20 protein-coding genes and 4 tRNA genes are annotated in these 24,543 nt (G+C 60.2%); 21 read left to right on the top strand and 3 right to left on the bottom strand.

The genetic code is table 11. The annotated features are described in order from the left end of the window. Positions 1-58 precede the first annotated feature (58 nt). The 9 genes from gltX to LRO94_RS19190 all read left to right on the top strand — a co-directional run bounded on the left by gltX (position 59) and on the right by LRO94_RS19190 (position 5,261). Entirely contained in the window at positions 59-1,540 is a 1,482-nt protein-coding gene (gene gltX / locus LRO94_RS19230) for a glutamate--tRNA ligase (RefSeq protein WP_032885844.1), read from the top strand. A gap of 147 nt (positions 1,541-1,687) precedes the next feature. Beyond that, positions 1,688-1,763 (top strand) — tRNA-Ala (locus LRO94_RS19225). 78 nt (positions 1,764-1,841) lie between these two features. Next, positions 1,842-1,917, top strand: a tRNA-Glu gene (locus LRO94_RS19220). Between the two features lie 50 nt (positions 1,918-1,967). Next, positions 1,968-2,043, top strand: a tRNA-Ala gene (locus LRO94_RS19215). 78 nt (positions 2,044-2,121) lie between these two features. Then, positions 2,122-2,197 (top strand) — tRNA-Glu (locus LRO94_RS19210). Positions 2,198-2,380: 183 nt separating this feature from the next. Further along, positions 2,381-2,920 carry a TetR/AcrR family transcriptional regulator gene (locus LRO94_RS19205; RefSeq protein WP_032888304.1) on the top strand — a complete coding sequence of 180 codons (540 nt, stop codon included), beginning with the start codon at positions 2,381-2,383 and terminating at the stop codon, positions 2,918-2,920. 16 nt (positions 2,921-2,936) lie between these two features. Further along, positions 2,937-3,770: an alpha/beta hydrolase gene (locus LRO94_RS19200; protein WP_179178693.1), complete on the top strand. Its 834-nt coding sequence runs from the start codon at positions 2,937-2,939 to the stop codon at positions 3,768-3,770. Positions 3,771-3,811: 41 nt separating this feature from the next. Continuing rightward, positions 3,812-4,246: an acyl-CoA thioesterase gene (locus tag LRO94_RS19195; protein ID WP_032888298.1), complete on the top strand. Its 435-nt coding sequence runs from the start codon at positions 3,812-3,814 to the stop codon at positions 4,244-4,246. A 55-nt stretch (positions 4,247-4,301) separates the two neighbouring features. Further along, positions 4,302-5,261, top strand: a complete 960-nt coding sequence (locus LRO94_RS19190) for a tRNA dihydrouridine synthase (RefSeq protein ID WP_032888297.1) — start codon at positions 4,302-4,304, stop codon at positions 5,259-5,261. A 311-nt stretch (positions 5,262-5,572) separates the two neighbouring features. On the opposite strand, the gene LRO94_RS19185 is transcribed toward LRO94_RS19190, so the two are convergent. The 3 genes from LRO94_RS19185 to LRO94_RS19175 all read right to left on the bottom strand — a co-directional run bounded on the left by LRO94_RS19185 (position 5,573) and on the right by LRO94_RS19175 (position 10,246). After that, the gene (locus LRO94_RS19185) at positions 5,573-5,887 is read right to left on the bottom strand and encodes a hypothetical protein (protein ID WP_163034994.1); all 315 of its coding nucleotides are present in this window, start codon (positions 5,885-5,887) and stop codon (positions 5,573-5,575) included. Positions 5,888-6,010: 123 nt separating this feature from the next. After that, entirely contained in the window at positions 6,011-9,289 is a 3,279-nt protein-coding gene (locus tag LRO94_RS19180; RefSeq protein ID WP_179178694.1) for an EAL domain-containing protein, read from the bottom strand. 66 nt (positions 9,290-9,355) lie between these two features. Then, a complete protein-coding gene (locus tag LRO94_RS19175; RefSeq protein WP_032888291.1) occupies positions 9,356-10,246 on the bottom strand; it encodes a LysR family transcriptional regulator in 891 nt (296 codons plus the stop codon). Between the two features lie 139 nt (positions 10,247-10,385). Between LRO94_RS19175 and leuC the strand changes: the two genes are divergently transcribed. From leuC to LRO94_RS19115, 12 genes are all read left to right on the top strand, one after another. After that, complete coding sequence (gene leuC, locus LRO94_RS19170; protein WP_053128838.1) at positions 10,386-11,804, top strand: 3-isopropylmalate dehydratase large subunit; 1,419 nt, start codon at positions 10,386-10,388, stop codon at positions 11,802-11,804. A 10-nt stretch (positions 11,805-11,814) separates the two neighbouring features. Continuing rightward, a complete protein-coding gene (gene leuD / locus LRO94_RS19165) occupies positions 11,815-12,459 on the top strand; it encodes a 3-isopropylmalate dehydratase small subunit (RefSeq protein ID WP_032888286.1) in 645 nt (214 codons plus the stop codon). A 129-nt stretch (positions 12,460-12,588) separates the two neighbouring features. Further along, positions 12,589-13,353, top strand: coding sequence for a class I SAM-dependent methyltransferase (locus tag LRO94_RS19160; protein WP_032888283.1), 765 nt, complete (start codon positions 12,589-12,591; stop codon positions 13,351-13,353). Positions 13,354-13,405: 52 nt separating this feature from the next. Next, entirely contained in the window at positions 13,406-14,488 is a 1,083-nt protein-coding gene (gene leuB / locus LRO94_RS19155; protein WP_179178695.1) for a 3-isopropylmalate dehydrogenase, read from the top strand. Positions 14,489-14,552: 64 nt separating this feature from the next. Then, positions 14,553-15,665, top strand: coding sequence for an aspartate-semialdehyde dehydrogenase (gene asd, locus LRO94_RS19150; protein ID WP_032888280.1), 1,113 nt, complete (start codon positions 14,553-14,555; stop codon positions 15,663-15,665). A 250-nt stretch (positions 15,666-15,915) separates the two neighbouring features. After that, positions 15,916-16,926, top strand: coding sequence for an aspartate-semialdehyde dehydrogenase (locus LRO94_RS19145; protein ID WP_179178696.1), 1,011 nt, complete (start codon positions 15,916-15,918; stop codon positions 16,924-16,926). A gap of 162 nt (positions 16,927-17,088) precedes the next feature. Then, a complete protein-coding gene (locus LRO94_RS19140; protein WP_179178697.1) occupies positions 17,089-19,674 on the top strand; it encodes a FimV family protein in 2,586 nt (861 codons plus the stop codon). 230 nt (positions 19,675-19,904) lie between these two features. Then, entirely contained in the window at positions 19,905-20,729 is an 825-nt protein-coding gene (truA, locus tag LRO94_RS19135) for a tRNA pseudouridine(38-40) synthase TruA (RefSeq protein ID WP_053128844.1), read from the top strand. A 63-nt stretch (positions 20,730-20,792) separates the two neighbouring features. Further along, positions 20,793-21,413, top strand: coding sequence for a phosphoribosylanthranilate isomerase (locus LRO94_RS19130; RefSeq protein ID WP_099603136.1), 621 nt, complete (start codon positions 20,793-20,795; stop codon positions 21,411-21,413). A gap of 244 nt (positions 21,414-21,657) precedes the next feature. Then, the gene (gene accD, locus LRO94_RS19125; RefSeq protein WP_032888267.1) at positions 21,658-22,578 is read left to right on the top strand and encodes an acetyl-CoA carboxylase, carboxyltransferase subunit beta; all 921 of its coding nucleotides are present in this window, start codon (positions 21,658-21,660) and stop codon (positions 22,576-22,578) included. Next, positions 22,575-23,882: a bifunctional tetrahydrofolate synthase/dihydrofolate synthase gene (gene folC / locus LRO94_RS19120; RefSeq protein ID WP_179178698.1), complete on the top strand. Its 1,308-nt coding sequence runs from the start codon at positions 22,575-22,577 to the stop codon at positions 23,880-23,882. The genes accD and folC overlap by 4 nt, the downstream gene beginning before the upstream one ends. After that, positions 23,866-24,516, top strand: a complete 651-nt coding sequence (locus tag LRO94_RS19115; RefSeq protein ID WP_122752901.1) for an SPOR domain-containing protein — start codon at positions 23,866-23,868, stop codon at positions 24,514-24,516. Before folC ends, LRO94_RS19115 begins: the two co-directional genes overlap by 17 nt. Positions 24,517-24,543 lie beyond the last annotated feature (27 nt).

The raw sequence follows: 24,543 nt of genomic DNA, 5'->3' as shown, positions 1-24,543 counted from the left end.
CTGTTACCATTCGCCCCTTGTTTCAATTTTAAGTTTTATCGCCCATTCGAGACCCGCCATGACCACCGTCCGCACGCGCATTGCGCCATCGCCTACTGGGGATCCCCACGTCGGCACCGCCTACATCGCCTTGTTCAACTACTGTTTTGCCAAGCAGCACGGCGGTGAATTCATCCTGCGGATCGAAGACACCGATCAACTGCGCTCCACTCGCGAGTCTGAACAGCAGATTTTCGATGCCCTGCGCTGGCTGGGCATTACCTGGGCTGAAGGCCCGGACGTCGGCGGGCCGCACGGTCCGTATCGCCAAAGCGAGCGCAGCGACATTTACAAGCAATACACACAGCAGCTGGTCGACATGGGCCATGCGTTCCCGTGCTTCTGCACCGCCGAAGAACTGGACCAGATGCGCGCCGAGCAACAGGCCCGTGGCGAAACCCCGCGCTACGATGGCCGCGCGCTGCTGCTGTCCAAGGAAGAAGTGGCTCGGCGCCTGGCTGCTGGCGAACCGCACGTTATCCGCATGAAAGTGCCGAGCGAAGGCGTGTGCGTGGTGCCGGATATGCTGCGCGGTGACGTCGAGATCCCATGGGATCGCATGGACATGCAAGTGCTGATGAAGACCGACGGCCTGCCGACGTACTTCCTGGCCAATGTGGTCGACGACCACCTGATGGGCATCACCCACGTACTGCGTGGCGAAGAGTGGCTGCCGTCGGCGCCGAAACTGATCCTGCTTTACGAATACTTCGGTTGGGAACAGCCGCAGCTGTGCTACATGCCGCTGCTGCGTAACCCGGACAAGAGCAAGCTGTCCAAGCGCAAGAACCCGACTTCGGTGACCTTCTACGAGCGCATGGGCTTCATGCCGGAAGCGATGCTTAACTACCTGGGCCGTATGGGCTGGTCGATGCCGGACGAGCGTGAGAAGTTCTCGTTGCAGGAAATGGTCGACAACTTCGACCTGTCACGCGTGTCCCTGGGCGGTCCGATTTTCGATGTCGAGAAACTGTCCTGGCTCAACGGCCAATGGTTGCGCGATCTGCCGGTGGAAGAGTTTGCCAGCCGCGTGCAGCAGTGGGCGTTGAACCCCGAGTACATGATGAAGATCGCGCCGCTGGTGCAGGGCAGGGTGGAAACGTTCAGCCAGGTTGCACCGTTGGCTAGTTTCTTCTTTGCCGGGGGCGTTAACCCGGATGCCAAGCTGTTCGAGTCCAAGAAGCTCTCTGGTGACCAGGTTCGTCAGTTGATGCAGTTGATCCTGTGGAAGCTGGAAAGCCTGCGTCAGTGGGAGAAGGATGCGATCACTGCGACGATTCAGGCGGTGGTTGAATCCCTGGAACTGAAGTTGCGTGATGCCATGCCGCTGATGTTTGCTGCGATTACCGGGCAGGCCAGTTCGGTGTCGGTGCTCGATGCGATGGAAATTCTCGGTCCGGATCTCACCCGTTTCCGTCTGCGCCAAGCCCTTGATTTGCTTGGTGGTGTCTCGAAGAAAGAAAACAAAGAGTGGGAAAAGCTGCTGGGCGCTATCGCCTAAGCAGGCCGTTGCAGTGACGAAACCCCGGTTTTCCGGGGTTTCGTCGGTAAGTGATTGTTATCCCGGCAAAAAAATTTGGAAAATGTTGAAAATAAATTTGACACACTTCCAAGCCGCCATTAAGATTCGCCCCGTCATCACCGATGAGGGGCTATAGCTCAGCTGGGAGAGCGCTTGCATGGCATGCAAGAGGTCAACGGTTCGATCCCGTTTAGCTCCACCAATTTACAGTTTCAAGGTCTGGCCACACCGTCCTTGAATAGATCAGGTCTCAGCTCTGATCGGTTGTACAGAAGGTTTTGTCCCCTTCGTCTAGTGGCCTAGGACACCGCCCTTTCACGGCGGTAACAGGGGTTCGAGTCCCCTAGGGGACGCCATTTTCAACAAGCAGCTCGAAAGGTCTGCTGCGCCGCGAGGCGAAAAATCTGGGGCTATAGCTCAGCTGGGAGAGCGCTTGCATGGCATGCAAGAGGTCAACGGTTCGATCCCGTTTAGCTCCACCAATTTACAGGTTCAAGGTTCCGGCCACACCGTCCTTGAATCGACCGATCTCAGCTCGGTCAGTTGTATAGAAGGTTTGTGTCCCCTTCGTCTAGTGGCCTAGGACACCGCCCTTTCACGGCGGTAACAGGGGTTCGAGTCCCCTAGGGGACGCCACGATTACCCGCTCTGCGGGATTTTTAAGGGTCATTCAATTATTGAATGGCCCTTTTGTTTGTCTGGCGTTTGACCACTTCTCTCATCATCTCCTTTCTTCCTGTTCTGACCAGTGGTCATGACTGTCGCTTGCTAAATATTATTATGGTAATAATATTCAGCCCATGAGAGTCGGAGGCTTTGATGAACGATAAAAAAGCGCAAACCCGCGAACGCATTCTGCAGGCCGCCAGCGCCGCGTTGATCCAGCGCGGCCCGGCCGAGCCGAGTGTCGGTGAAGTCATGGGCGCGGCGGGGCTGACCGTCGGCGGCTTCTACGCGCACTTTGAAAGCAAGGATGCGTTGATGCTGGAGGCCTTTACGCAACTGCTGGCACGGCGTCGCGCCTCCATTGACGATATGGACGCGCAGTTGACCGGAGAAGAGCGCAGGGGGTTGGTTGCGGCGTTTTACCTCTCGCGCAAGCATCGCGACTCCACCGCTCAGGCCTGCCCGATTCCAGCGACTGTAGGGGAGATGGCTCGCCTGCCGGACGCCTTTCGCGACGCGCTGAGCGAACATGTCGAGTTGATGGCTGCTCAGCTTGCCGCAAGCCCTGAAGACACCGACAAGGCCTTAGCCGATATGGCATTAATGATCGGTGGCCTGGCCTTGGCCCGCGCCTTGGGGCCGGGTGAGCTGTCGGACCGAGTGTTGCGCGCTGCCAAGTCGGCTGTGCGATAGGAAGAGGGCTCGCAAAATGGGCGCGTTAACCTGGATTCGTCGCTTCAACGGCACGCTGGGGTACCTGGCGCCGCACACGGTGGCCAACAAGATGCGTCGAGCCTTCATGACGCCCCGCGACCTGCCGCCCCGTGACTGGGAGTTACCGCTGCTGGCGCAATCGGAGCGCATCACCTTGCGCTTTGGCTTGTCGGCCCTGCGCTGGGGGCAGGGTCCGGCAGTTTTGTTGATGCACGGCTGGGAAGGCCGGCCAACCCAGTTTGCCAGTCTGATCACCGCCTTAGTCGACAACGGTTACTCCGTGATTGCTCTGGACGGCCCTGCCCATGGCCGCTCACCGGGGCGTGAGGCTCATGTGCTGCTGTTTGCTCGCGCCATGCTGGAGGCGGCGGCCGAGTTGCCGCCCCTGCATGCAGTGGTCGGCCATTCCATGGGGGGCGCCAGTGCAATGTTGGCGGTGCAGTTGGGGTTGCGTACCCAGGCGTTGGTCAGTATCGCTGCACCGTCGCGTTTCCTGGATGTACTGCGTGGTTTTACCCAAATGGTCGGTTTGCCAGCGAAGGCGCGTTCGGTGTTTATTCAGGAGGTGGAGCAAACATTCGGAATGCCACTCAAGCATTTGGATGTGGCCCACTATCAAATGAATATTCCCGGGCTGATCGTGCACGCTGAAGACGATACCTTTGTCCCCGTCAACGCCTCCCAAGCCATTCACGAAGCCTGGTTCGACAGCCGCCTGCTGCGCCTGGAACAAGGCGGCCACCAGAAAGTACTGGCCGATCCGCGGGTGATCGATGGTGTGCTGGAGCTGTTGGCGGGTTGTCGTCTACAGGCGCGGCAAAGCGCCTGATACACTGCCTCCCGCCGCCATTAATCGACTGGGAGCAAGGCATGGGCTGGGATTTGGCAACGCCGTTTATCATTGACCTGCAGGTCGCCCCTGAGGATATCGACGGCCTGGGGCACGCAAATAATGCGGTGTACGTGTCCTGGCTGGAGCGCTGTGCCTGGCGTCATTCCCAGCGTTTGGGGCTGGACCTGACCGAGTATCGCCGTCTGGACCGCGCCATGGCGGTGGTGCGCCATGAGATCGATTACCTGGCGGCAGGCTACGAAGGTGACGAGCTGCAACTGGCCACCTGGATCGTCGATTGGGACCAGCGTCTGAAGATGACCCGCCGCTTTCAACTGGTCCGCCCGCGTGACGGTGCAACCCTTCTGCGCGCGCAAACCACCTTCGTCTGCATCGAATTGTCCACGGGCAAGCCCAAGCGCATGCCGAGCGAGTTTCTCGATGGCTATGGCCCCGCCCTGACAGGGGGTTAACGGTTGCCGTAGGAAACCCAGTAAACTGCGCCACGATTTTTGTTGAGTGTTTTCCATGCAAATTGCTTTGGCGCCCATGGAAGGGTTGGTCGACAACATCCTGCGGGACGTGTTGACCCGTGTGGGCGGTATTGACTGGTGCGTGACCGAGTTTATCCGCGTCAACGACCGCCTGCTGACCCCGGCGTACTTCCACAAACTTGCTCCAGAGCTGCTGCACGGTGCCCACACCGCTGCGGGCGTGCCCTTGCGCGTGCAATTGCTCGGTTCCGACCCCGTGTGCCTTGCGGAGAATGCCGCACTGGCCTGTGAGCTGGGTTCGCAAGTGATCGATCTGAACTTTGGCTGCCCGGCCAAGACCGTCAACAAGTCCCGAGGCGGTGCCGTGCTGCTCAAGGAGCCGGAGTTGCTCAACCAGATCGTTGAACACGTGCGGCGTGCGGTGCCTGCCCATATCCCGGTGACTGCCAAGATGCGCCTGGGCTTCGATAGCCCGGATGGCGCGCTGGTGTGCGCCACGGCCCTGGCCGAAGGCGGTGCGGCGCATATCGTGGTGCATGCGCGTACCAAGGCCGATGGTTACAAGCCGCCGGCTCATTGGGAGTGGATCCCGCGGGTCCAGGACGTGGTCAAGGTGCCGGTGTTCGCTAATGGCGATATCTGGAGCGTCGAAGACTGGCGCCGCTGTCGGGAGATCAGCGGCGTAGAGGACATCATGCTTGGCCGTGGCCTGGTGGCGCGCCCTGACCTGGCGCGGCAGATTGCAGCAGCGCGCGCAGGCGAGGAAGTGGTCGAAATGACGTGGGCAGAGATGCAGCCCATGCTCCGCGAGTTCTGGACCCAGTCGGTAGCGCAACTGACTGAAAAACAGGCGCCTGGGCGATTGAAACAATGGTTGGCGATGTTAACGCGTAATTACCCGCAGGCGGTGGAACTGTTTACCGCCCTTCGTCGCGAGACGGATGTGCGGCAGGTAAGTTGTCTATTGGGTATGAGTCATCCTGACGTGCTTTAAATGTTGATGTAAGTCGTTCGGGCTGTATGACAAATTCAACGTGAGCGGTTGGCATTGATCAAGGAACTTTTTGGGGGGGATGGCCACGTAAGGGTTGGGCGTCAGGTAGTTAGTGCGTAAAAAATACTGGTCTTCTGTATTGCTGCTATCTGCCGTCTTAACTCGGATAAATATAGGACTAAAATTCTTATGCGTGATCCAGTTGTGAGCCGTACCTATGGCGTTAATTCCGTTTACTCCCCTAACTGCGGTTCCAGTGCGACGTTGCCCATCCGTGCCTCAGGCCCTGGTTGCGGCATCCGGTTTGGGTGTTATAACCCGCCCCCGCCAACATACTGTGTACCCTGCAAGCCAGCCCCGCCAAAGCTTTGCAGGCCTTGTAAGCCAGCCCCGAAGAAGCAGAGTTTTTTTTCCAAGATTGGCAGCTTTTTCGGAAAAGTCTTTGACAAAGTCGGCAGTGTTTTCAGTGGAATTGGTAAGGTGTTGGGGGGAGTGGTAAAAGCACTTAGTCCGCTGATAAGTCTGGCGGCGCCGTTATTAGGTCCGGTCGGGTTGGCGATTTCCGGTGCGGTTAGTATCGGTGGTTCACTTGCTGCTTCGATGTTTGAAAAGGTGGGTGGGGCCATGAGCGGATTGAAGTCGTTTTTTAAAGCGTAATGTTTTAGCAATTGATTAATGTATTGGCGTTGGCCTGAAAAATAATCGACTGTCGCTGTTCGTCATGAAAGTAGCAGTCGACTATTTAATAGTTATATCAGCAATTGCCTGAACTCTTTCAGCGGTAGCGGCCTGCTGTAAATGAACCCTTGATACAGATGACACCCCAACGCTTGCAGGAATGCCAGTTGCTCGGGGGTCTCCACACCCTCGGCAATCACCTCCAGATTCAAACTGCGAGCCATCGCCACGATCGCCCTGATGATTTCCGCGTCGTTTGGATCATGGGTCGCGTCTCGCACAAACGACTGATCGATCTTCAGCGCGTCCACCGGCAGGCGCTTGAGGTATGTCAGTGAAGAGTAACCGGTGCCAAAGTCATCCATCGCAAAGCTCACGCCGAGCTTCTTCAGGCGGCGCATCTTGTTGACGGTGTCATCCAGGTTCTGGATCACGATACCTTCGGTGATTTCCAGTTTCAGAAGGCTGCAGGGCAAGGAATGCTGCTTAAGGCTGTGTTCCACCCGTTCCACGAAATCGTTCTGGCGAAACTGCCGGGGGCTGATATTCACGCATAGACTGAAATTCAGCGGGTCCACCAAGCCTTCTTTGATCAGTTGCCCAAAGGCGGCGCAGGCCTCATCAAGGATCCAGGTGCCCACTTCAAGGATCAGGCCGCTGTCTTCCAGCACCTTGATAAATTCCGACGGTGACTGCGCACCCAATTGTGGATGCTGCCAACGCACCAGTGCCTCCGCACCGACGATCTTGTTACCGCGCGCATCCACCTGGGGTTGGTAATGAACGCTGAATTCGCCGCGCGCCAGGGCCAGGCGCAGGTCGGTTTCCATGCGCAGGCGTTCGCTGGCGGCTTTTTGCATGCTGTTGTGAAACATCTGCGTGGTGTTGCGCCCTGAGTCCTTGGCGCGGTAAAGGGCAATGTCGGCTCGCTTGAGCAGGTCGGCCGGTGTGGAGCCGTGATCGGGAATCAACGCCACGCCAATGCTCGGCGTGACCTGCAATCTGTGCCCGTCCAGGAACATCGGCTCCGAAAGCAATTCACGCAGGGTGTCGGCCAGTTCCTGCACCTGGCTGCTGACTTCCTGGCGCGAGCCATCCAGGCCGCTGAGCAGCACCACGAATTCATCGCCACCCAGGCGCGCCACGGTGTCTTCCATGCGCACGCTGGCTTCCAGCCGCGCGGTGACGATTTTCAGCACGGTGTCGCCGACCGGATGGCCCAAGGAGTCATTGATGTGCTTGAAGTGGTCAAGATCGAGGAACAGCAGCGCGCCGCGTAGGTTATGGCGTTTGAGCAGGGCGATCTGCTGGCTCAGGCGGTCCATCAACAGCGCACGGTTGGGCAGGTTGGTCAGCGGGTCGTGGTAGGCCAGATGGCGGATCTGCGCCTGGGCGTTTTTCAGCAGGCTCACGTCCCGCGCGGTCAGCAGCAGGCACGGGGTTTCATTCAGGGTGATGGGCTCGACCGAGACTTCTACTGCCAGCACTTCACCGCGTTTGTTGTGCCAGAGCATTTCCAGATGGTGAATGCGGCCCTTGATCTGCAACTCGGCCAATAGCGCCGAGCGTTGGTTCTCATCGGCCCAGATGCCGATCTGGTAAAAAGTCAGGCCAATAGCTTCTTCAGCTCGCAAGCCGGTCAGGCGGCAGAAGCCATCGTTGACCTCCACATAGCGGCCAGTGTCGCGCTCGGTGATGGAAATCGCGTCAGGGCTGGAATGGAAGGCCTTGGCGAATTTCTCCTCGCTGGCCTTCAGCGCGGCCTCGGAGCGCTGTTGTTGGGTGATATCGCGCAACGTCGTAACGATGCACGCTTGATCTCCGACCTTGATCAGGCGGCTGGAAATCATGCAGGTCAGGCTGTGGCCATTCTTGTGATGCACTACCACGGCCACGTTGCTCAACGACTGCTCGCGAATGACCCGCTCGATACGCTCCAGGCGCTGGCTGGAATCATCCCATAGGCCGATCTGGTCAGCGCTCTTGTCGATTACCTCGGCAGCGCTCCAGCCAAAGGTTTGGGTAAAGGCCGGATTGATCTCGATAAAGGCGCCACTCTCCAGGCCTGTGACGCAGATCGGGTCGGGGCTGGCCTGGAACAGGCTGGCGAATTTTTCTTCGGAGGCGCTCAGGCGTTGTTCGCGCTCCACTTGGTCTGTGATATCGAGCAGCGTGCCGGCCATGCGCAGGGGTAAACCTCGCTCGTCGCGGTACAGGCGAGCACGGCTTTCCAAGTAGCGCGAGCTGCCATCTTCCATGGCCACGCGGTAGGTCAGTTGGTAGTTTCCGGCAGGGCCTTCGCGCAGGGTGCGGTAGGCGTTGCGCATGTTGTCCCGTTCCTCGTTGGGCATGCCTTCGAAAAAGGCGTCGAAGGATTCGTGGAACGGTTCGGACGGCAGACCGTGCAATTGGGCTGCGCGCGCCGAGCCATAGAGCATGCCGCTGGGAATGTGCCAGTCCCAAGTGCCCAGTTGTGCCGAGTCCAGTGCCAGGTCGAGGCGCTCCTGACTGTCCTTGAGCGCCTGCTCTGCATTTTTGCGTTCGGTGGTGTCGAGGAAGGTGCTGATCAGATAGGCCTCACCCTCCAACTCGACTTTTTGCGCGCTGAGCGTGCCATTGTGGACTTGGCCGTTGCTGGCGCAAAACTGCACCTCCATGGTAATGGGCTCGCCCTTGCGCTGCGTGGCCTTGACCAATTGTGCGCGTTGTTCCGGGTGGCGCCACAGGCCCAGTTCCAGGGTCGTGCGGCCGATGGCATCGCCCAAGGGCCAGCCGAAGAGCATCTCGAAATACTGGTTGGCTTCGCTGATCAGGCCGTCGGCCCGGCGCGTCAGCAGTACCATGTTCGGGCACAGGTGAAACAGCGTGGCGAAGCGTTTTTCGGAGTGCCCGAGGGCGTTTTCACGTTCACGCTGGTGGGTAACCTCGCGGATCACCCCGATCATGCGGCGCCGACCGGTTTTGTCCGGCTGCAGGCTGCCGTTGATTTCCAGCCAGTGAAAGCTGCCGTCAGGCCATTGGATGCGGTGATGCATGGCCTGCTCAAGCGGCTCGCCGGCCAGTACGGCGTGAAAAGCCCGTACCACTCGGGCGCGATCCGACTGGGCCAGCAAATCAAGGTAGTCCAGGTCCTGGGGCAGCGGTTGGCGCGGATCAAAACCAAACAACGCCTGGGTGCCCCGTGACCAACTTATGCGGCCGGTGTCTATTTCCCAGCACCATGCGCCCAGCCGCGCAGCGTTAAGGGCTGCCAGCAGTTGTGGCGCGCTCTCCCAGCTTTGTTCCGCCTGTTGAGGGTCCAGCGCGTAAATGCGGGGTAGGGGTGGCACGGGGTCGACGGGGTTGCGCATTATCAAAGGGCCTTGATTCGATGGGCAAACAGCACGGTTTTACTCAGAACCCGAGGCCGCACAGTGTCATGCCGGTATCCCTGGCAAATCCATCTGTGCGTCCAATAGGCTCATGAAAGCCCGCGCAGCATTCGACAGCGTCCTTTCGGTGTGCACGATATAGCCTAGCTGGCGACTGAGTTGTATGCCTGGCAAAGCGATACTTGCCACCTGATCGTCGAGCATGGTGCGCGGCAACACGCTCCAGGCCAGGCCGATAGACACCATCATTTTGATAGTTTCCAAGTAGTTAGTACTCATCGCGATGTTCGGGGTAAGGCCTTGGGCCTCGAACAACCGGCTGACAATATGGTGGGTAAACGTGTTGCCGCCAGGGAAAACCGCCGGATGGCCGGCAATATCAGCCAGGCTGATGGAGCCGTTACTGATCAGGCTATGCTCCGGCGCCACCACAAAGTCCAGCGGGTCGTCCCACACTGGCGTGGCGCGCACCAGGTTGTGGGGATCGGGCGCCAGGGTGATCACTGCCACTTCAGCGCGGCCATGGAGGATTTCTTCGTAGGCCACTTCAGAATCGAGAAATTGAATATCCAGCGCCACGTTCGGGTATTCCCGTGTAAAGGTTCGCAGGATAGGCGGCAGGCGATGCAGGCCTATATGGTGGCTGGTGGCTAATGTGAGTCGCCCGCTGACCTCGCCGGTAAGGTTGGTGAGGGCGCGGCGGGTGTCGTCCAGCACATTGAGAATCTGGTAAGCGCGCGGCAGCAAGGCGCGTCCGGCCTCGGTCAGGCCGACTTCACGGCCCAGGCGATCAAACAGTCGCACCTTCAATTGCTGTTCCAGGCCGGCGATACGTTTGCTGATGGCCGGTTGGGTCAAGTGCAGGCGTTCTCCAGCGCCGGAGAAGCTGCCGATCTCGGCGATGGCGATAAAGGCATTGAGGTTGGCCAAGTCCATTGTGGTATTCCAGTTGGTAATCCAAAGCATAAAAAATATGAATTTGAGTTATTTAATGTAGCGCCATACCATCAGCCTCACAAGCCAAAGGGTTATTGAAAAGCCCGGCGAATGAAATACCGCTGATGAGGACCGACTGATGGCCGGCAAAACGCTTTACGACAAGCTTTGGGATTCCCATGAAGTGAAACGGCGCGATGATGGGTCGTCGCTGATCTATATCGACCGTCACATCATCCATGAAGTGACCTCGCCACAAGCGTTCGAAGGCCTGCGACTGGCCGGGCGCAAGCCTTGGCGCGTCGACTCGATCATCGCCACCCCGGACCACAACGTACCGACCACCCCGGAGCGCAAGGGCGGCATCGACGCCATCGTCGACACTGTGTCGCGGTTGCAGGTGCAGACCCTCGATGATTACTGCGATGAATATGGCATCACCGAATTCAAGATGAATGATGTGCGTCAAGGCATCGTCCATGTGATCGGCCCGGAGCAGGGCGCCACCTTGCCAGGCATGACCGTGGTTTGCGGTGACTCCCACACGTCGACCCACGGTGCCTTCGGCGCCCTGGCTCACGGTATCGGCACCTCGGAGGTCGAGCACGTGTTCGCCACCCAGTGCCTGGTTGCCAAGAAAATGAAGAACATGCTGGTGCGCGTCGAAGGCAAGTTGCCGTTTGGCGTCACCGCCAAGGACATCGTCCTCGCTGTGATCGGCAAGATCGGCACCGCTGGCGGTAACGGCCATGCCATCGAATTTGCCGGCAGCGCCATTCGCGACCTCTCCATCGAAGGCCGCATGACCATCTGCAACATGTCCATCGAAGCCGGTGCCCGCGTGGGCATGGTGGCGGCGGATGAAAAGACCGTCGAATACGTCAAGGGTCGTCCTTTCGCACCGGCTGGTGCCGATTGGGATGCCGCCGTCGAAGCCTGGAAAGACCTGGTCTCCGACGCTGATGCGGTGTTCGATACCGTGGTCGAACTCGACGCTGCCCAGATCAAGCCGCAAGTCAGCTGGGGTACTTCGCCGGAAATGGTCCTGGCCGTCGACCAGAACGTGCCGGACCCGGCTCAGGAAGCCGACCTGGTCAAGCGCGGTTCCATCGAGCGCGCCTTGAAGTACATGGGCTTGAAGGCCAACCAGGCAATCACTGACATCCAGTTGGATCGCGTGTTTATCGGTTCCTGCACCAACTCGCGGATCGAAGACCTGCGCGCTGCGGCGGTGATCGCCAAGGGACGCAAAGTCGCCTCGACCATCAAGCAGGCCATTGTGGTTCCGGGCTCAGGCTTGGTTAAAGCCCAGGCTGAAGCCGAAGGCCTGGACAAGATCTTCCTCGAAGCCGGTTTTGAATGGCGTGAGCCGGGCTGCTCGATGTGCCTGGCGATGAACCCGGACCGCCTGGAGTCGGGCGAGCATTGCGCGTCGACCTCCAACCGTAACTTCGAAGGGCGTCAGGGCGCCGGTGGCCGTACCCACCTGGTGAGCCCGGCCATGGCCGCCGCCGCTGCCGTCAACGGTCGTTTCATCGACGTTCGCGAATTGATCTGAGGAATACCCGATGAGAGCTTTTACCCAACACACAGGTCTTGTCGCGCCGTTGGACCGTGCCAACGTGGACACCGACCAGATCATCCCCAAGCAGTTTTTGAAGTCGATCAAGCGCACCGGTTTCGGCCCTAACCTGTTCGACGAGTGGCGCTACCTGGACGTGGGCTACGCCTACCAGGACAACTCCAAGCGCCCTCTGAACAAGGACTTCGTGCTTAACGCCGAACGCTACCAAGGCGCCAGCGTGTTGCTGGCCCGGGAAAACTTCGGGTGCGGTTCCAGCCGCGAGCACGCGCCGTGGGCCCTCGAAGAATATGGCTTTCGCAGCATCATCGCGCCGAGCTATGCCGACATCTTCTTCAACAACAGCTTCAAGAACGGCCTGTTGCCGATCATCTTGACTGACGAAGAAGTCGACGAGCTGTTCAAGCAAGTGGAAGCCGATGTGGGCTACCAGTTGACCGTCGACCTCGCTGCGCAAACCGTGACCCGTCCGGACGGCAAGGTGTACCACTTTGAGGTGGACGCCTTCCGTAAACACTGCCTGATCAACGGCCTGGACGATATCGGCCTGACCTTGCAGGACGGTGATGCGATTGCGGCGTTTGAAGCCAAGCACCGAGCGAGCCAGCCTTGGCTGTTTCGCGACGCCTAAATTGATATAGGCAGGACCGGCCTCATCGGGGGCAAGCCCCCTCCCACATTTGGAATGCGTTCCCCTGTGGGAGGGGGTTTGCCCCCGATAGGGCCGGTACTAGCAACGCAACCCTTGAAGGATGCCACCATGACCAACACCGCCCACACCCAAGTCGTGCAAAAACAATTCGGCGAACAGGCGTCTGCCTACCTGAGCAGTGCCGTGCACGCCCAGGGCACAGAATTCGCGCTGCTGCAGGCAGAACTGGCCGGGCAGGGCAGTGCGCGACTGCTGGATCTCGGTTGCGGTGCCGGTCATGTGAGCTTCAATGTGGCGCCGCTGGTCAAGGAAGTGGTGGCCTATGACCTGTCCCAGCAGATGCTTGATGTGGTGGCTGCCGCTGCGCAAGATCGCGGCTTCACCAATATCAGCACCGTAAATGGCGCCGCCGAGCGCCTGCCGTTCGCCGATGGCGAGTTCGACTTCGTGTTCAGCCGCTACTCGGCCCACCACTGGAGCGACCTTGGCCTGGCCCTGCGTGAAGTGCGCCGCGTGCTCAAGCCGGGCGGCGTGGCGGCCTTTGTTGACGTGTTGTCACCGGGTAGTCCGCTGTTGGACACTTACCTGCAGACCGTCGAGGTGCTGCGCGACACCAGTCACGTGCGCGATTACTCCGCCGCCGAGTGGATGCGTCAGCTCAGCGAAGCCGGTTTGCATGTACGCAACAGCAGCCGCCAGCGCCTGCGCCTGGAATACACCTCGTGGGTCGAACGTATGCGTACACCGCAAGTGCTGCGCGCCGCGATCCTGGAGTTGCAGCAGGCGATGGGCCAGGAAGTGCGCGATTACTACGAGATTCAAGCCGACGGCACCTTCAGCACCGATGTGCTCGTGGTATGGGCCGAACGCTGATTAATTTTCCCGACCTGCCCACGGGCAGGTCGCTCGATGAAATGAGGAACCCATGAGCAAGCAGATTCTGATTCTCCCTGGCGACGGTATTGGTCCGGAAATCATGGCCGAAGCGGTCAAAGTCCTGGAACTCGCCAACAGCAAGTACAGCCTGGGGTTCGAGCTGAGCCACGACGTGATCGGCGGCGCCGCCATCGACAAACACGGCGTGCCACTGGCCGATGAAACCCTGGACCGCGCCCGTGCTGCCGATGCTGTGCTGCTCGGCGCCGTGGGTGGTCCGAAGTGGGACAAAATCGAACGTGACATCCGCCCTGAGCGCGGCCTGCTGAAGATCCGCGCGCAACTGGGCCTGTTCGGCAATCTGCGCCCGGCGATCCTCTACCCGCAACTGGCCGACGCGTCGAGCCTGAAGCCGGAAGTGGTGGCTGGTCTCGATATTCTGATCGTGCGTGAGTTGACCGGCGGCATCTACTTCGGCTCCCCACGCGGCGTGCGCGAACTGGAAAGTGGCGAGCGCCAGGCCTACGACACCCTGCCGTATAGCGAGAGCGAAATCCGCCGTATCGCCCGTGTCGGTTTCGACATGGCCCGCGTGCGCGGCAAGAAAGTCTGCTCGGTGGATAAGGCCAACGTACTGGCCTCCAGCCAACTGTGGCGCGAAATCGTCGAGGAAGTGGCCAAGGACTACCCGGATGTCGAACTGAGCCACATGTACGTGGACAACGCCGCCATGCAACTGGTGCGCGCGCCGAAGCAATTCGACGTGATCGTCACCGACAACCTGTTCGGCGACATCCTGTCCGACCAGGCGTCGATGCTCACGGGCTCTATCGGCATGCTGCCTTCGGCGTCGCTGGACACCAACAACAAGGGCATGTACGAGCCTTGCCACGGTTCGGCGCCGGACATTGCGGGCCAGGGCATTGCCAACCCGCTGGCGACCATTTTGTCGGTCTCGATGATGCTGCGTTACAGCTTCAACCTGAGCGATGCGGCGGACGCGATCGAGAAGGCCGTGAGTCTGGTGCTGGATCAGGGTTTGCGCACCGGTGACATCTGGTCGCAGGGTTGCACCAAAGTCGGTACGCAAGAAATGGGCGACGCAGTAGTCGCCGCGCTGCGGAATCTGTAATCTCTCGGGCCCGCTTGCAGTTGTTGCTGCAAGACGGCCCACTTTTTAACAAGGTGTAGTTGCGATGAAACGTGTAGGTCTGATCGGTTGGCGCGGTATGGTCGGTTCCGTGCTCATGCAGCGGATGCTGGAAGAGCAGGATTTCGATCTTATTGAGCCGGTGTTTTTCACCACCTCGAACGTGGGTGGCCAAGGGCCGTCCGTGGGCAAGGATATTGCCCCGCTCAAGGATGCCTACAGCATTGACGAGTTGAAGACACTCGACGTGATCGTGACCTGCCAGGGTGGCGACTACACCAGCGAAGTCTTCCCGAAACTGCGCGAAGCGGGCTGGCAGGGTTACTGGATCGACGCCGCGTCGAGCCTGCGTATGCAGGACGATGCCGTGATCATCCTCGACCCGGTCAACCGCAAGGTCATCGACCAGCAACTGGATGCCGGCACCAAGAACTACGTCGGTGGCAACTGCACCGTCAGCCTGATGCTGATGGGCCTGGGTGGCCTGTTCGAAGCGGGTCTGGTCGAGTGGATGAGCGCCATGACCTATCAGGCGGCCTCCGGTGCCGGCGCGCAGAACATGCGTGAGCTGATCAAGCAGATGGGCGCCACCCACGCGGCCGTCGCCGATCAACTGGCCGACCCGGCCAGTGCAATCCTCGACATTGACCGTCGTGTGGCCGAAGCCATGCGCAGCGATGCTTACCCGACCGAGAACTTCGGCGTGCCATTGGCCGGTAGCTTGATCCCATGGATCGACAAAGAGCTGCCGAACGGCCAGAGCCGCGAAGAGTGGAAGGCCCAGGCCGAGACCAACAAGATTCTCGGCCGTTTCAAGAGCCCGATCCCGGTTGACGGTATCTGCGTGCGCATCGGCGCCATGCGCTGCCACAGCCAGGCGCTGACCATCAAGCTGAACAAAGACGTGCCAATCGCCGATATCGAAGGGTTGATCAGCCAGCACAACCCGTGGGTCAAGCTGGTGCCGAACAACCGCGACATCAGCATGCAGGAGCTGAGCCCGACCAAGGTCACTGGCACCCTGAATGTACCGGTGGGCCGTCTGCGCAAGCTGAACATGGGCAGCCAGTTCCTCGGCGCGTTTACCGTCGGCGACCAACTGCTGTGGGGCGCGGCTGAGCCGTTGCGTCGCATGCTGCGGATTTTGCTGGAGCGTTGATCGCTTGAAGCAATAACAGAAACCCGCGTTCTGGTGACAGGCGCGGGTTTTTTTATTGTTCTTTTGGGGCCTTTCGTGGGCAAGCCGCCTCCCACATTCGACCGAATTCCAACATTGAAATGCTGTTCATCGTGGGCGGGGGGCTTGCCCCGATAGCGCCGTCAGCCATGGCCCCACCCCCAGGTTAATTGCCTCACCTCCAGCCACCCGGTAAAGTGCCGCTCCCCCCGCAATGCCCGAGGCAGCCCCCATGACCCAGACCTTTGAAATTGCCGTGATCGGCGCCACCGGCACTGTTGGCGAAGCCCTGGTGCAGATTCTCGAAGAGTTGGCATTCCCGGTCGGCACCCTGTACTTGTTGGCCGGCAATAATTCCGCCGGTGCGTCGGTACCGTTTCGCGGCAAGAACGTGCGGGTCAGGGAAGTTGATGAATTCGATTTCAGCAAGGTGCAACTGGCGTTCTTTGCCGCCGGTCCAGCCGTCACCCTGAGCTTCGCCCCACGTGCCACGGCGGCGGGTTGTTCGGTGATCGACCTGTCCGGTGCATTGCCCGCCGAACAGGCGCCACAGGTCGTGCCGGAGGCCAATGCCCACGTCCTGAAGAGCTTGAAAAAGCCGTTCCAGCTCGGCAGTCCGAGCCCGTCCGCGACCAACCTGGCGGTATTGCTGGCGCCGTTGCGTGGGCTGCTGGATATCCAGCGCGTCAGCGTCACGGCTAACCTGGCGGTGTCTGCTCAAGGACGTGAAGCCGTCAGCGAACTGGCCCGTCAGACCGCCGAGCTGCTAAACGTGCGCCCGCTGGAGCCGAAATTCTTCGACCGGCAAATGGCCTTCAACCTGTTGGCACAAGTCGGCACGTCAGATGCCCAAGGTCATACAGCCCTTGAGAAGCGTCTCGTACACGAACTGCGTGCTGTGCTTGAATTACCGTCACTAAAGATTTCTGCGGCCTGCGTTCAAGCTCCGGTGTTTTTTGGCGATAGCCTGACGGTGTCGTTGCAATTGGCTGCGCCGGTCGACCTTGCTGCGGTCAACCGTGCGCTCGACGCTGCGCCGGGTATAGAACTCGTGGAGGAGGGGGATTACCCAACAGCCGTTGGTGATGCGGTAGGCCAGGACGTGGTCTATGTCGGCAGGGTTCGCGCCGGTGTGGATGACCCGGCGGAACTAAATCTGTGGCTGACGTCAGATAACGTACGCAAAGGCGCTGCACTTAACGCCGTGCAACTGGCGCAGTTGTTGATAAAAGGCCTTGCGTAAAAGATACTTGGCCGCAATTTGTAGATTGATTCTAGCCAGGCGCTATGCTTGGCCCGAAGTGCAACAGAAGCGTGTCGGTAACCTATCGGCTCGCCATGCCTTATGGCAAGCGGTTACCAACCTTCTCGCAGGCCGGGGAGTGTTCAAACAAAGGATGAGGCTATGGTTCAAGTTCGCAAACTGGTGTTAGCAATAGCGGCCGCCTCGGCGCTGTCCTCCGGTATGGCGCAGGCGCTGCAGCTGGGGGAAATGACCCTCAAGTCGAAGTTGAACCAGCCGCTGTCGGTGGAAATCGAATTGCTCGATGTCGGTGGCCTCACCGCGTCCGAGATCACTCCTAGCCTGGCGTCCTCGCAGGCGTTTGTGGATGCCGGCGTCGATCGCCAGGCATTCCTCAATGACCTGACATTTACCCCAGTGATCAACCCCAACGGTCGCAGCGTGGTGCGTGTCACCTCCAGCAAGCCGCTGCCTGACTCTTACGTTCGCTTTCTGCTGCAAGTGCAATGGCCCAATGGTCGTTTGATGCGCGACTACAGCGTATTGCTTGATCCGTCCAAGTTCGACCGGTCGACACCGGCCGCTGTGGCGCCAGCCCCACGCTTGGGCGCACCTGCCAGCGCCGCGCCTGCCGCAAGCAAACCGGCCCAGCACACCACCACCTCCCGCGACACCCTATGGGAAATCGCCGAGAAACACCGCAATGGCGGTTCGGTGCAGCAGACCATGCTTGCGATTCAGGCGCTTAACCCTGGCGCCTTTATCGACGGCAATATCAACCGTTTGAAAACCGGCCAGGTGCTGCGCCTGCCGGACACTGTCCAAAGCACCGCACTGCCGCAACCCCAGGCGATTGCCGAAGTTCGCGCGCAGAATGATGCCTGGCGCCAGGGGCGTCGCACGGCAGCCAACCAGGCCGCCGGCAAGCAACAACTGGACGCCACCAAGCGTACCCAGGCGGGCAGTGCGCCGTCGACCACCAATGCCCAGGACAACTTGAGCCTGGTTTCGGCCGAGGCGGCCAAGAAGGGCGGCAAGGGCAAGGCGGGCGACAGCCAGGGTCTGAGCGACAAGCTGGCGATGACCCAGGAACAGCTGGATACCACTCGCCGCGATAACGACGAACTCAAGAGCCGTGCAGCTGACCTGCAAAGCCAGCTGGATAAACTGCAAAAACTGATTCAATTGAAGAATGATCAGTTGGCCCGTTTGCAGGCGGAAAAAGGCGACCCGGCGACGCAGGCAACGGCTGCAACGACTGCAGCGGCGATGCCCGCGCAGTTGGCCAGCGAACCGGCAGCCACTCCGGCAACCCCCGCCGAACAGGCGGCAACACCAGCACCAACGCCGGCCGTTCCGGTAGCTGCTCCCGCACCGGAAGCGGCTACACCGGTTGCCGCAGCTGACGCTCCCGAAGGCAAGTTCAATGACCTGCTGACCAACCCGGTTGTCCTCTCTGTGATCGGTGGTGCGGCGGGCCTGGTGGTGTTGTTGCTCCTGCTGCTGTGGCTGCGCCATCGCAATGCCCGTCGCGAAGAGGAAAAACACCTGCGGATGGCGCGTGCATTGGCCGAAGAGCCGCAATTTACCTCTGATATCGAACACGACCTTCCTTCGGATAGTTTCGAGGGGCTTGAAGTCCCGCCGCCGAACGTCAAGCTGTCCGCCGCTCCGGCGCCCGCTCCAGTGGTTGAGCCTGCAGTGGTAGTGCCGACGGTCGCCTCCGTGCTCGCGCCGCTGGCCGTTGCCGTTGCGCCGCAAAACGCCAACGACGCACTGGTGCAAGCCCAGTCCCATATCGACCGTGGTCATCTGAACCAGGCCGCTGATGTGCTCGAACAAGCCATCAAGCACGAGCCCAAGCGCAGTGACCTACGTTTGAAGTTAATGGAGGTCTACGGCCTGCAAAGTGACAAAGACGGTTTCGTGACCCAGGAGCGTCAACTGGTGGCCAATGGTGAAAACCACGCCCAGGTCGAGCAACTGAAGTCGCGCTTTCCGGCGATGGCGGTGTTGGCGGCAGGCGTCAGTGCGGCGGTTGCTGCCGCTGCGCTGGATGCTCAGTACGTCAAGGATTTGCTCGAAGACAAACCGGCAGCACCCAAGCCAGAGGCTTTTGACACCGATTTTGATTTGAGCCTGGATGATCTGGAGGCTGCTTCACCGGCCGAGATCAAGGACGATCAGCAGACATTCGAGTCGCTGCTGCGAGAGCAAACCGCCACTAAGCCGGCCTCGGATGACCTGTCTGACTTTGATTTGGGCCTGCAGTTGGATGCGCCGACGTCAGCTCAGTCCGATGATGACTTCCTGTCCGGCCTTGAAGATCAGATGAACGACGTGCCTGCCGTTGAGCCGCCTACGCTGACGCCTGCGCCCGTGGATGACTTCGACCTGCCGGAAGATTTTGATCTGTCCCTTGCCGATGAGCCGGACGCAGTCGTCAAGCCTGACGCGTTTGCATCGGAGCTGGACGATGTCAACGCCGAGCTGGATCGCCTGTCCCAGAGCCTTGAGCATCCACCCATCGAGCCATCTTTCACTGCTGAAGACGCAGCCTTGGGTGGTGATGAGCCTGAGTTCGACTTCCTGTCCGGCACTGACGAGGTCGCTACCAAGCTCGACTTGGCCCAGGCCTATATCGACATGGGCGATGCGGACGGCGCTCGGGACATCCTGTCCGAAGTACTGACCGAGGGCGACGAGTCCCAGCGCGGCGAAGCCAAGGAAATGCTCGGCAAAATCTGAAGGTCGATACCGCTCTGATGTGGGAGGGGGCTTGCTCCCGATAGCAGTGGATCAGCCCAGCAGGTGCTGATTGACACGGCGCTATCGGGAGCAAGCCCCCTCTCGCATGTGGTCTGCGTCAATCTCCAATAAAAGCGCCCGTCACACGGCTGCCGCATTTATAATGGCCGCCTTTGCGCAACTCATCAGGCTCTCAGTTCTTGGCAAATATAGATAACGCGGCCGCCGAAATGGCGGCCGCAGGCTTTTACCGCATCGCCCTGGGCGTGGAATACAAAGGTTCGCGCTATCGCGGCTGGCAGCGCCAGGCGTCTGGCGTGCTGACGGTACAGGAAACCCTGGAAAAGGCCCTGTCCAAGGTCGCCGATTCGCCCGTTTCGCTGATGTGCGCCGGACGTACCGACGCCGGTGTGCATGCCTGTGGCCAAGTGGTCCACTTCGATACTCAGGCCGAGCGCACGATGAAGGCTTGGGTGATGGGCGCCAACATCAATTTGCCCCACGACGTCAGCGTCAGCTGGGCCAAGGTCATGCCAGCGCATTTTCATGCGCGCTTCAAGGCGATTGCGCGGCGTTACCGCTACGTGATCTACAACGACCAGATCCGCCCAGCGCACCTTAACGAAGAAATCACCTGGAACCACCGTCCGCTGGATGCCGAGCGCATGGCCGAGGCCGCGCAGCATCTGGTGGGTGTGCATGATTTCAGCGCCTTCCGTGCCGGCCAGTGCCAGGCCAAGTCGCCGATCAAGGAAGTCCACCACCTGCGTGTGACCCGCCACGGCAAGATGATCGTGCTGGATATACGCGCTGGCGCGTTTTTGCACCATATGGTGCGCAATATCGCCGGCGTGCTGATGACTATCGGTACCGGCGAACGCCCGGTCGAATGGGCCAGGGAAGTGCTGGAGAGCAGGGTTCGCCGTACCGGCGGGGTAACTGCGCATCCATTTGGCCTATATCTGGTGGATGTGGAGTACCGCGACGAGTTCGAACTGCCCCAGCGATTTATCGGGCCGCACTTCCTTACCGGATTCAGCGAACTTGGCGGCTGACGCCCGGAAAAGCTTTTGTTACCATCCGGGACTTTCTCGGTACAACCCTGAGGTTTCTACGATATGCCCGTCGTTCGCAGCAAGATTTGCGGGATTACCCGCATAGAAGATGCGCTTGCGGCAGTCGAGGCGGGCGCAGACGCCATTGGTTTCGTGTTTTATGCCAGGAGCCCGCGGGCGGTGAATGTGTTGCAGGCGCGGGCGATTATTGCCGCATTGCCACCGTTCGTGACTACCGTGGGTTTGTTCGTCAATGCCAGTCGTTGTGAACTCAATGAAACCCTGGATGCCGTGCAACTGGACATGTTGCAGTTTCATGGCGACGAAACCCCGGACGAATGTGAAAGCTATCAGCGTCCGTATATCAAGGCGCTGCGCGTGAAGTCTGGGGACGATATCGCCAGCGCGTGTGCCGCCTACGGTGGCGCCCGCGGGATTTTGCTGGATACGTATGTCGAAGGCGTGCCCGGTGGCACCGGCGAAGCGTTCGATTGGTCGCTGATTCCTGAGGGATTAAGCAAGCCGATCATCCTGGCAGGTGGGCTCAATCCCGCGAACGTTGCGGCAGCCATTGAGCAGGTTCGCCCTTACGCCGTGGATGTCAGCGGTGGCGTGGAGCAGGGCAAGGGTCTCAAGGATCACGACAAGATTCGCGCATTTATGCAGGCTGTGCGCGGGATGTGACGGCTGGCAGTCTGCCGCCGTCCATAACTACCACTGTGTAAAACAGCCCGGTGCCGTCTGAGGATGGTCCGGAAATGAAGTGGCAACCCTGCGCTGGCAGGTTGTCTGGAAGGCTGAGGATGCAGGCTGGAAATGGCAGGTCGAACGTCTGACCCCGTCCAGCCGGCGTCATCGCCACATATGAATTTAGCTCAAGGGCATACGCGGGGCTGTGTTCAAGCCACCGGTACTGGAGAAAGAAAGCATGAGCAACTGGTTAGTAGACAAACTGATCCCTTCGATCATGCGTTCCGAGGTGAAAAAAAGCTCGGTTCCTGAAGGTCTGTGGCACAAGTGCCCTTCCTGCGACGCGGTGCTGTACCGTCCGGAGCTGGAAAAGACCCTGGACGTTTGCCCAAAGTGCAACCACCACATGCGTATCGGCGCCCGCGCCCGCATCGACATCTTCCTGGACGCTGACGGCCGTAACGAGCTGGGTGCTGACCTGGAGCCAGTGGATCGCCTGAAGTTTCGCGACGGCAAGAAGTACAAGGACCGCCTGACCGCTGCACAAAAGCAGACCGGTGAGAAGGACGCGCTGATTTCGGTTAGCGGCAAGCTGCTGGGTATGCCGGTGGTGGTCTCGGCGTTCGAGTTCTCCTTCATGGGCGGCTCCATGGGTGCCATCGTCGGCGAGCGCTTCGTGCGCGCCGCCAACTACGCCCTGGAAAACCGTTGCCCGATGATCTGCTTCGCCGCCTCCGGTGGTGCGCGTATGCAGGAAGCCCTGATTTCTCTAATGCAAATGGCCAAGACCTCAGCGGTGCTGGCGCGTCTGCGCGAAGAAGGTATTCCGTTCATCTCCGTGCTGACCGACCCGGTCTACGGTGGTGTTTCTGCCAGCCTGGCGATGCTGGGCGATGTGATCGTCGGCGAGCCCAAAGCCCTGATCGGCTTTGCCGGCCCGCGCGTGATCGAGCAGACCGTTCGCGAGAAATTGCCGGAAGGTTTCCAGCGCAGCGAGTTTTTGCTGGAGCACGGCGCAATCGACTTGATCATCCCGCGTGGTGAACTGCGTCCACGTCTGGGTAACCTGTTGGCGCAAATGATGGGCCTGCCGACACCTGTGTACGTCGCGCCTAAAGTCGAGCCTATCGTCGTACCGCCAGTGCCTGCGAACCTATGACCCAACGTACCCTGGGCGAGTGGCTCGCCTACCTTGAGCAGTTGCATCCGTCCGCCATCGACATGGGCCTGGAGCGCTCGCAACAGGTAGCGGCCCGCCTCGGGTTGGGCCGTCCGGCATCGCGTGTGATCACGGTGACCGGCACCAACGGCAAAGGCTCTACCTGCGCCTTTGTCGCCGCGCTGCTGCAAGCCCAAGGGCTGAAGGTAGGCGTGTACAGCTCACCGCACCTGCTGCGCTACAACGAGCGGGTGCAACTCAATGGCCTTGAGGCCACTGACGAGCAACTCTGCGAAGCCTTCGCCGCACTGGATGCCGGCCGGGGCGAGACTTCCCTGACTTACTTCGAGATGGGCACCCTCGCGGCGTTCTGGTTGTTCGAGCGTGCGCAGTTGGATGTGGTGGTTCTGGAAGTCGGTCTGGGTGGGCGTCTGGACACAGTCAACGTGGTGGATGCCGACCTGGCGCTGGTGACCAGTATTGGTGTTGACCATGCTGACTACCTAGGGGATACCCGCGAGTCGGTGTCTTACGAAAAGGCCGGAATTTTCCGCCAGGGCAAGCCCGCGCTGTGTGGTGATCTGGATCCGCCGCAGCCCTTGCTGGACAAGGTGCGCGAGCTGGATTGCCCGTTCTACCTGCGTGGCCGCGAATTTAATCTTGAAATCGGCGCGCAGCACTGGCAGTGGCAAGGGCGGGATGCCCGTGGCCAAGTTGTAGAGCTGCGCGATCTGCCGCTGCTGAACCTGCCGATGGAAAACGCCGCGCTCGCCTTGCAAGCCTATCTGCTGCTGGATCTGCCTTGGCATGCCGAGCAGATTGCTGCGACTTTGCTGGCAACCCGAATGGTGGGCCGCTTGGATCGTCGCGCATTCGAGTGGCAGGGCAAACGCCTCAACTTGTTGCTGGATGTAGGTCATAACCCTCATGCGGCCGAGTACCTGGCGCAGCGCCTGGCGCTTACGCCGCCGGTGGGGCGTCGTCTGGCCGTCTTTGGCTTGCTTGCCGATAAGGATCTGGACGGCGTGATTGCACCGTTGCGGGGCAGTGTTCAGGCGTGGGCGGTGGCGCCGCTGGATACCCCGCGCAGTCGTCCGGCCGCAGAGCTTAAAGTTGCGTTGCAGAACCTTGGTGCGCCCGTGACGTCGTATGCAAGCGTGACCGCTGCCCTTGAGGCGCAGTGCGCGTTAGCGACGGCCGAGGACGAGATTCTGTTGTTCGGATCATTTTATTGTGTTGCCGAGGCGCTTGAGTGGTTGGCCCGGCGCTCCACGGAGGAAGCTGCACATGGCATTACTGGATAGCGCATACAAGCAGCGAATGGTCGGCGCCCTGGTATTGGTGGCATTGGCGGTGATTTTCCTGCCGATGCTGTTTTCCCGTCAGGACGAACAGCGCCAAGTGGTCGTCGAGGCCCCGGCTGCGCCCGAGGCACCGTCATTGCCGCAGGTGCAGGTTGAGCCGGTTGTGGTCCCTGAGCCCCAGGCCTTGCCTGAGGAAGAGCCTGTGCCGACCGATGAGGAAATGGCGGCGCCCTCTACGCCGGTGCAGCCGAGCGTGCCGGTGGTCAAGCCCGCTCCGGCTCCAGTCGTAGCCGCCAAGCCTGCCGCACCGGTGCCTGCGCCCAAGCCGGTAGCGCCGCAACCTGCCGCGCCGGGCAAGCCGGACGTGGGTCAGAGCCGTATCGATCCTAACGGTTTGCCGATCAGTTGGTCGATCCAGGTGGCTAGCCTGGGCAATCGCGAAGGTGCCGATGCCTTGCAGAAGAAGCTGCGCAGCCAGGGTTACAACGCCTATATCCGCAGTGCCGATGGCAAGAATCGCGTGTTTATCGGGCCGCTGATCGAGCGTGCCGAGGCCGACCGCCTGCGTGACTTGCTGGATCGCCAGCAAAACCTGAAGGGGTTCGTTACGCGTTTCCAGCCTGAGCGCGGCTGAGTTCGTATCGATTTTGGCTTGGAATGC

Origin of the sequence: Pseudomonas sivasensis (genome assembly GCF_021391435.1) — a bacterium.
Taxonomy (GTDB): Bacteria; Pseudomonadota; Gammaproteobacteria; order Pseudomonadales; family Pseudomonadaceae; genus Aquipseudomonas; species Aquipseudomonas sivasensis.
The sequence above is the reverse complement of the archived record's forward strand: the minus strand, read 5'-3'. Positions and strand labels throughout refer to the sequence as shown.

What these genes read in the sequence shown, in the direction of transcription:
- leuD (WP_032888286.1), top strand. Translation starts at nt 11,815, where the DNA reads ATGAGAGCTTTTACCCAACACACAGGTCTTGTCGCGCCGTTGGACCGT.
- LRO94_RS19180 (WP_179178694.1), bottom strand. Translation starts at nt 9,289, where the DNA reads ATGCGCAACCCCGTCGACCCCGTGCCACCCCTACCCCGCATTTACGCG.
- LRO94_RS19185 (WP_163034994.1), bottom strand. Translation starts at nt 5,887, where the DNA reads ATGGCCCCACCCACCTTTTCAAACATCGAAGCAGCAAGTGAACCACCG.
- accD (WP_032888267.1), top strand. Translation starts at nt 21,658, where the DNA reads ATGAGCAACTGGTTAGTAGACAAACTGATCCCTTCGATCATGCGTTCC.
- truA (WP_053128844.1), top strand. Translation starts at nt 19,905, where the DNA reads ATGGCGGCCGCAGGCTTTTACCGCATCGCCCTGGGCGTGGAATACAAA.
- LRO94_RS19115 (WP_122752901.1), top strand. Translation starts at nt 23,866, where the DNA reads ATGGCATTACTGGATAGCGCATACAAGCAGCGAATGGTCGGCGCCCTG.
- leuC (WP_053128838.1), top strand. Translation starts at nt 10,386, where the DNA reads ATGGCCGGCAAAACGCTTTACGACAAGCTTTGGGATTCCCATGAAGTG.
- folC (WP_179178698.1), top strand. Translation starts at nt 22,575, where the DNA reads ATGACCCAACGTACCCTGGGCGAGTGGCTCGCCTACCTTGAGCAGTTG.
- LRO94_RS19200 (WP_179178693.1), top strand. Translation starts at nt 2,937, where the DNA reads ATGGGCGCGTTAACCTGGATTCGTCGCTTCAACGGCACGCTGGGGTAC.
- asd (WP_032888280.1), top strand. Translation starts at nt 14,553, where the DNA reads ATGAAACGTGTAGGTCTGATCGGTTGGCGCGGTATGGTCGGTTCCGTG.
- LRO94_RS19145 (WP_179178696.1), top strand. Translation starts at nt 15,916, where the DNA reads ATGACCCAGACCTTTGAAATTGCCGTGATCGGCGCCACCGGCACTGTT.
- gltX (WP_032885844.1), top strand. Translation starts at nt 59, where the DNA reads ATGACCACCGTCCGCACGCGCATTGCGCCATCGCCTACTGGGGATCCC.
- LRO94_RS19160 (WP_032888283.1), top strand. Translation starts at nt 12,589, where the DNA reads ATGACCAACACCGCCCACACCCAAGTCGTGCAAAAACAATTCGGCGAA.
- LRO94_RS19205 (WP_032888304.1), top strand. Translation starts at nt 2,381, where the DNA reads ATGAACGATAAAAAAGCGCAAACCCGCGAACGCATTCTGCAGGCCGCC.
- leuB (WP_179178695.1), top strand. Translation starts at nt 13,406, where the DNA reads ATGAGCAAGCAGATTCTGATTCTCCCTGGCGACGGTATTGGTCCGGAA.
- LRO94_RS19195 (WP_032888298.1), top strand. Translation starts at nt 3,812, where the DNA reads ATGGGCTGGGATTTGGCAACGCCGTTTATCATTGACCTGCAGGTCGCC.
- LRO94_RS19175 (WP_032888291.1), bottom strand. Translation starts at nt 10,246, where the DNA reads ATGGACTTGGCCAACCTCAATGCCTTTATCGCCATCGCCGAGATCGGC.
- LRO94_RS19140 (WP_179178697.1), top strand. Translation starts at nt 17,089, where the DNA reads ATGGTTCAAGTTCGCAAACTGGTGTTAGCAATAGCGGCCGCCTCGGCG.
- LRO94_RS19190 (WP_032888297.1), top strand. Translation starts at nt 4,302, where the DNA reads ATGCAAATTGCTTTGGCGCCCATGGAAGGGTTGGTCGACAACATCCTG.
- LRO94_RS19130 (WP_099603136.1), top strand. Translation starts at nt 20,793, where the DNA reads ATGCCCGTCGTTCGCAGCAAGATTTGCGGGATTACCCGCATAGAAGAT.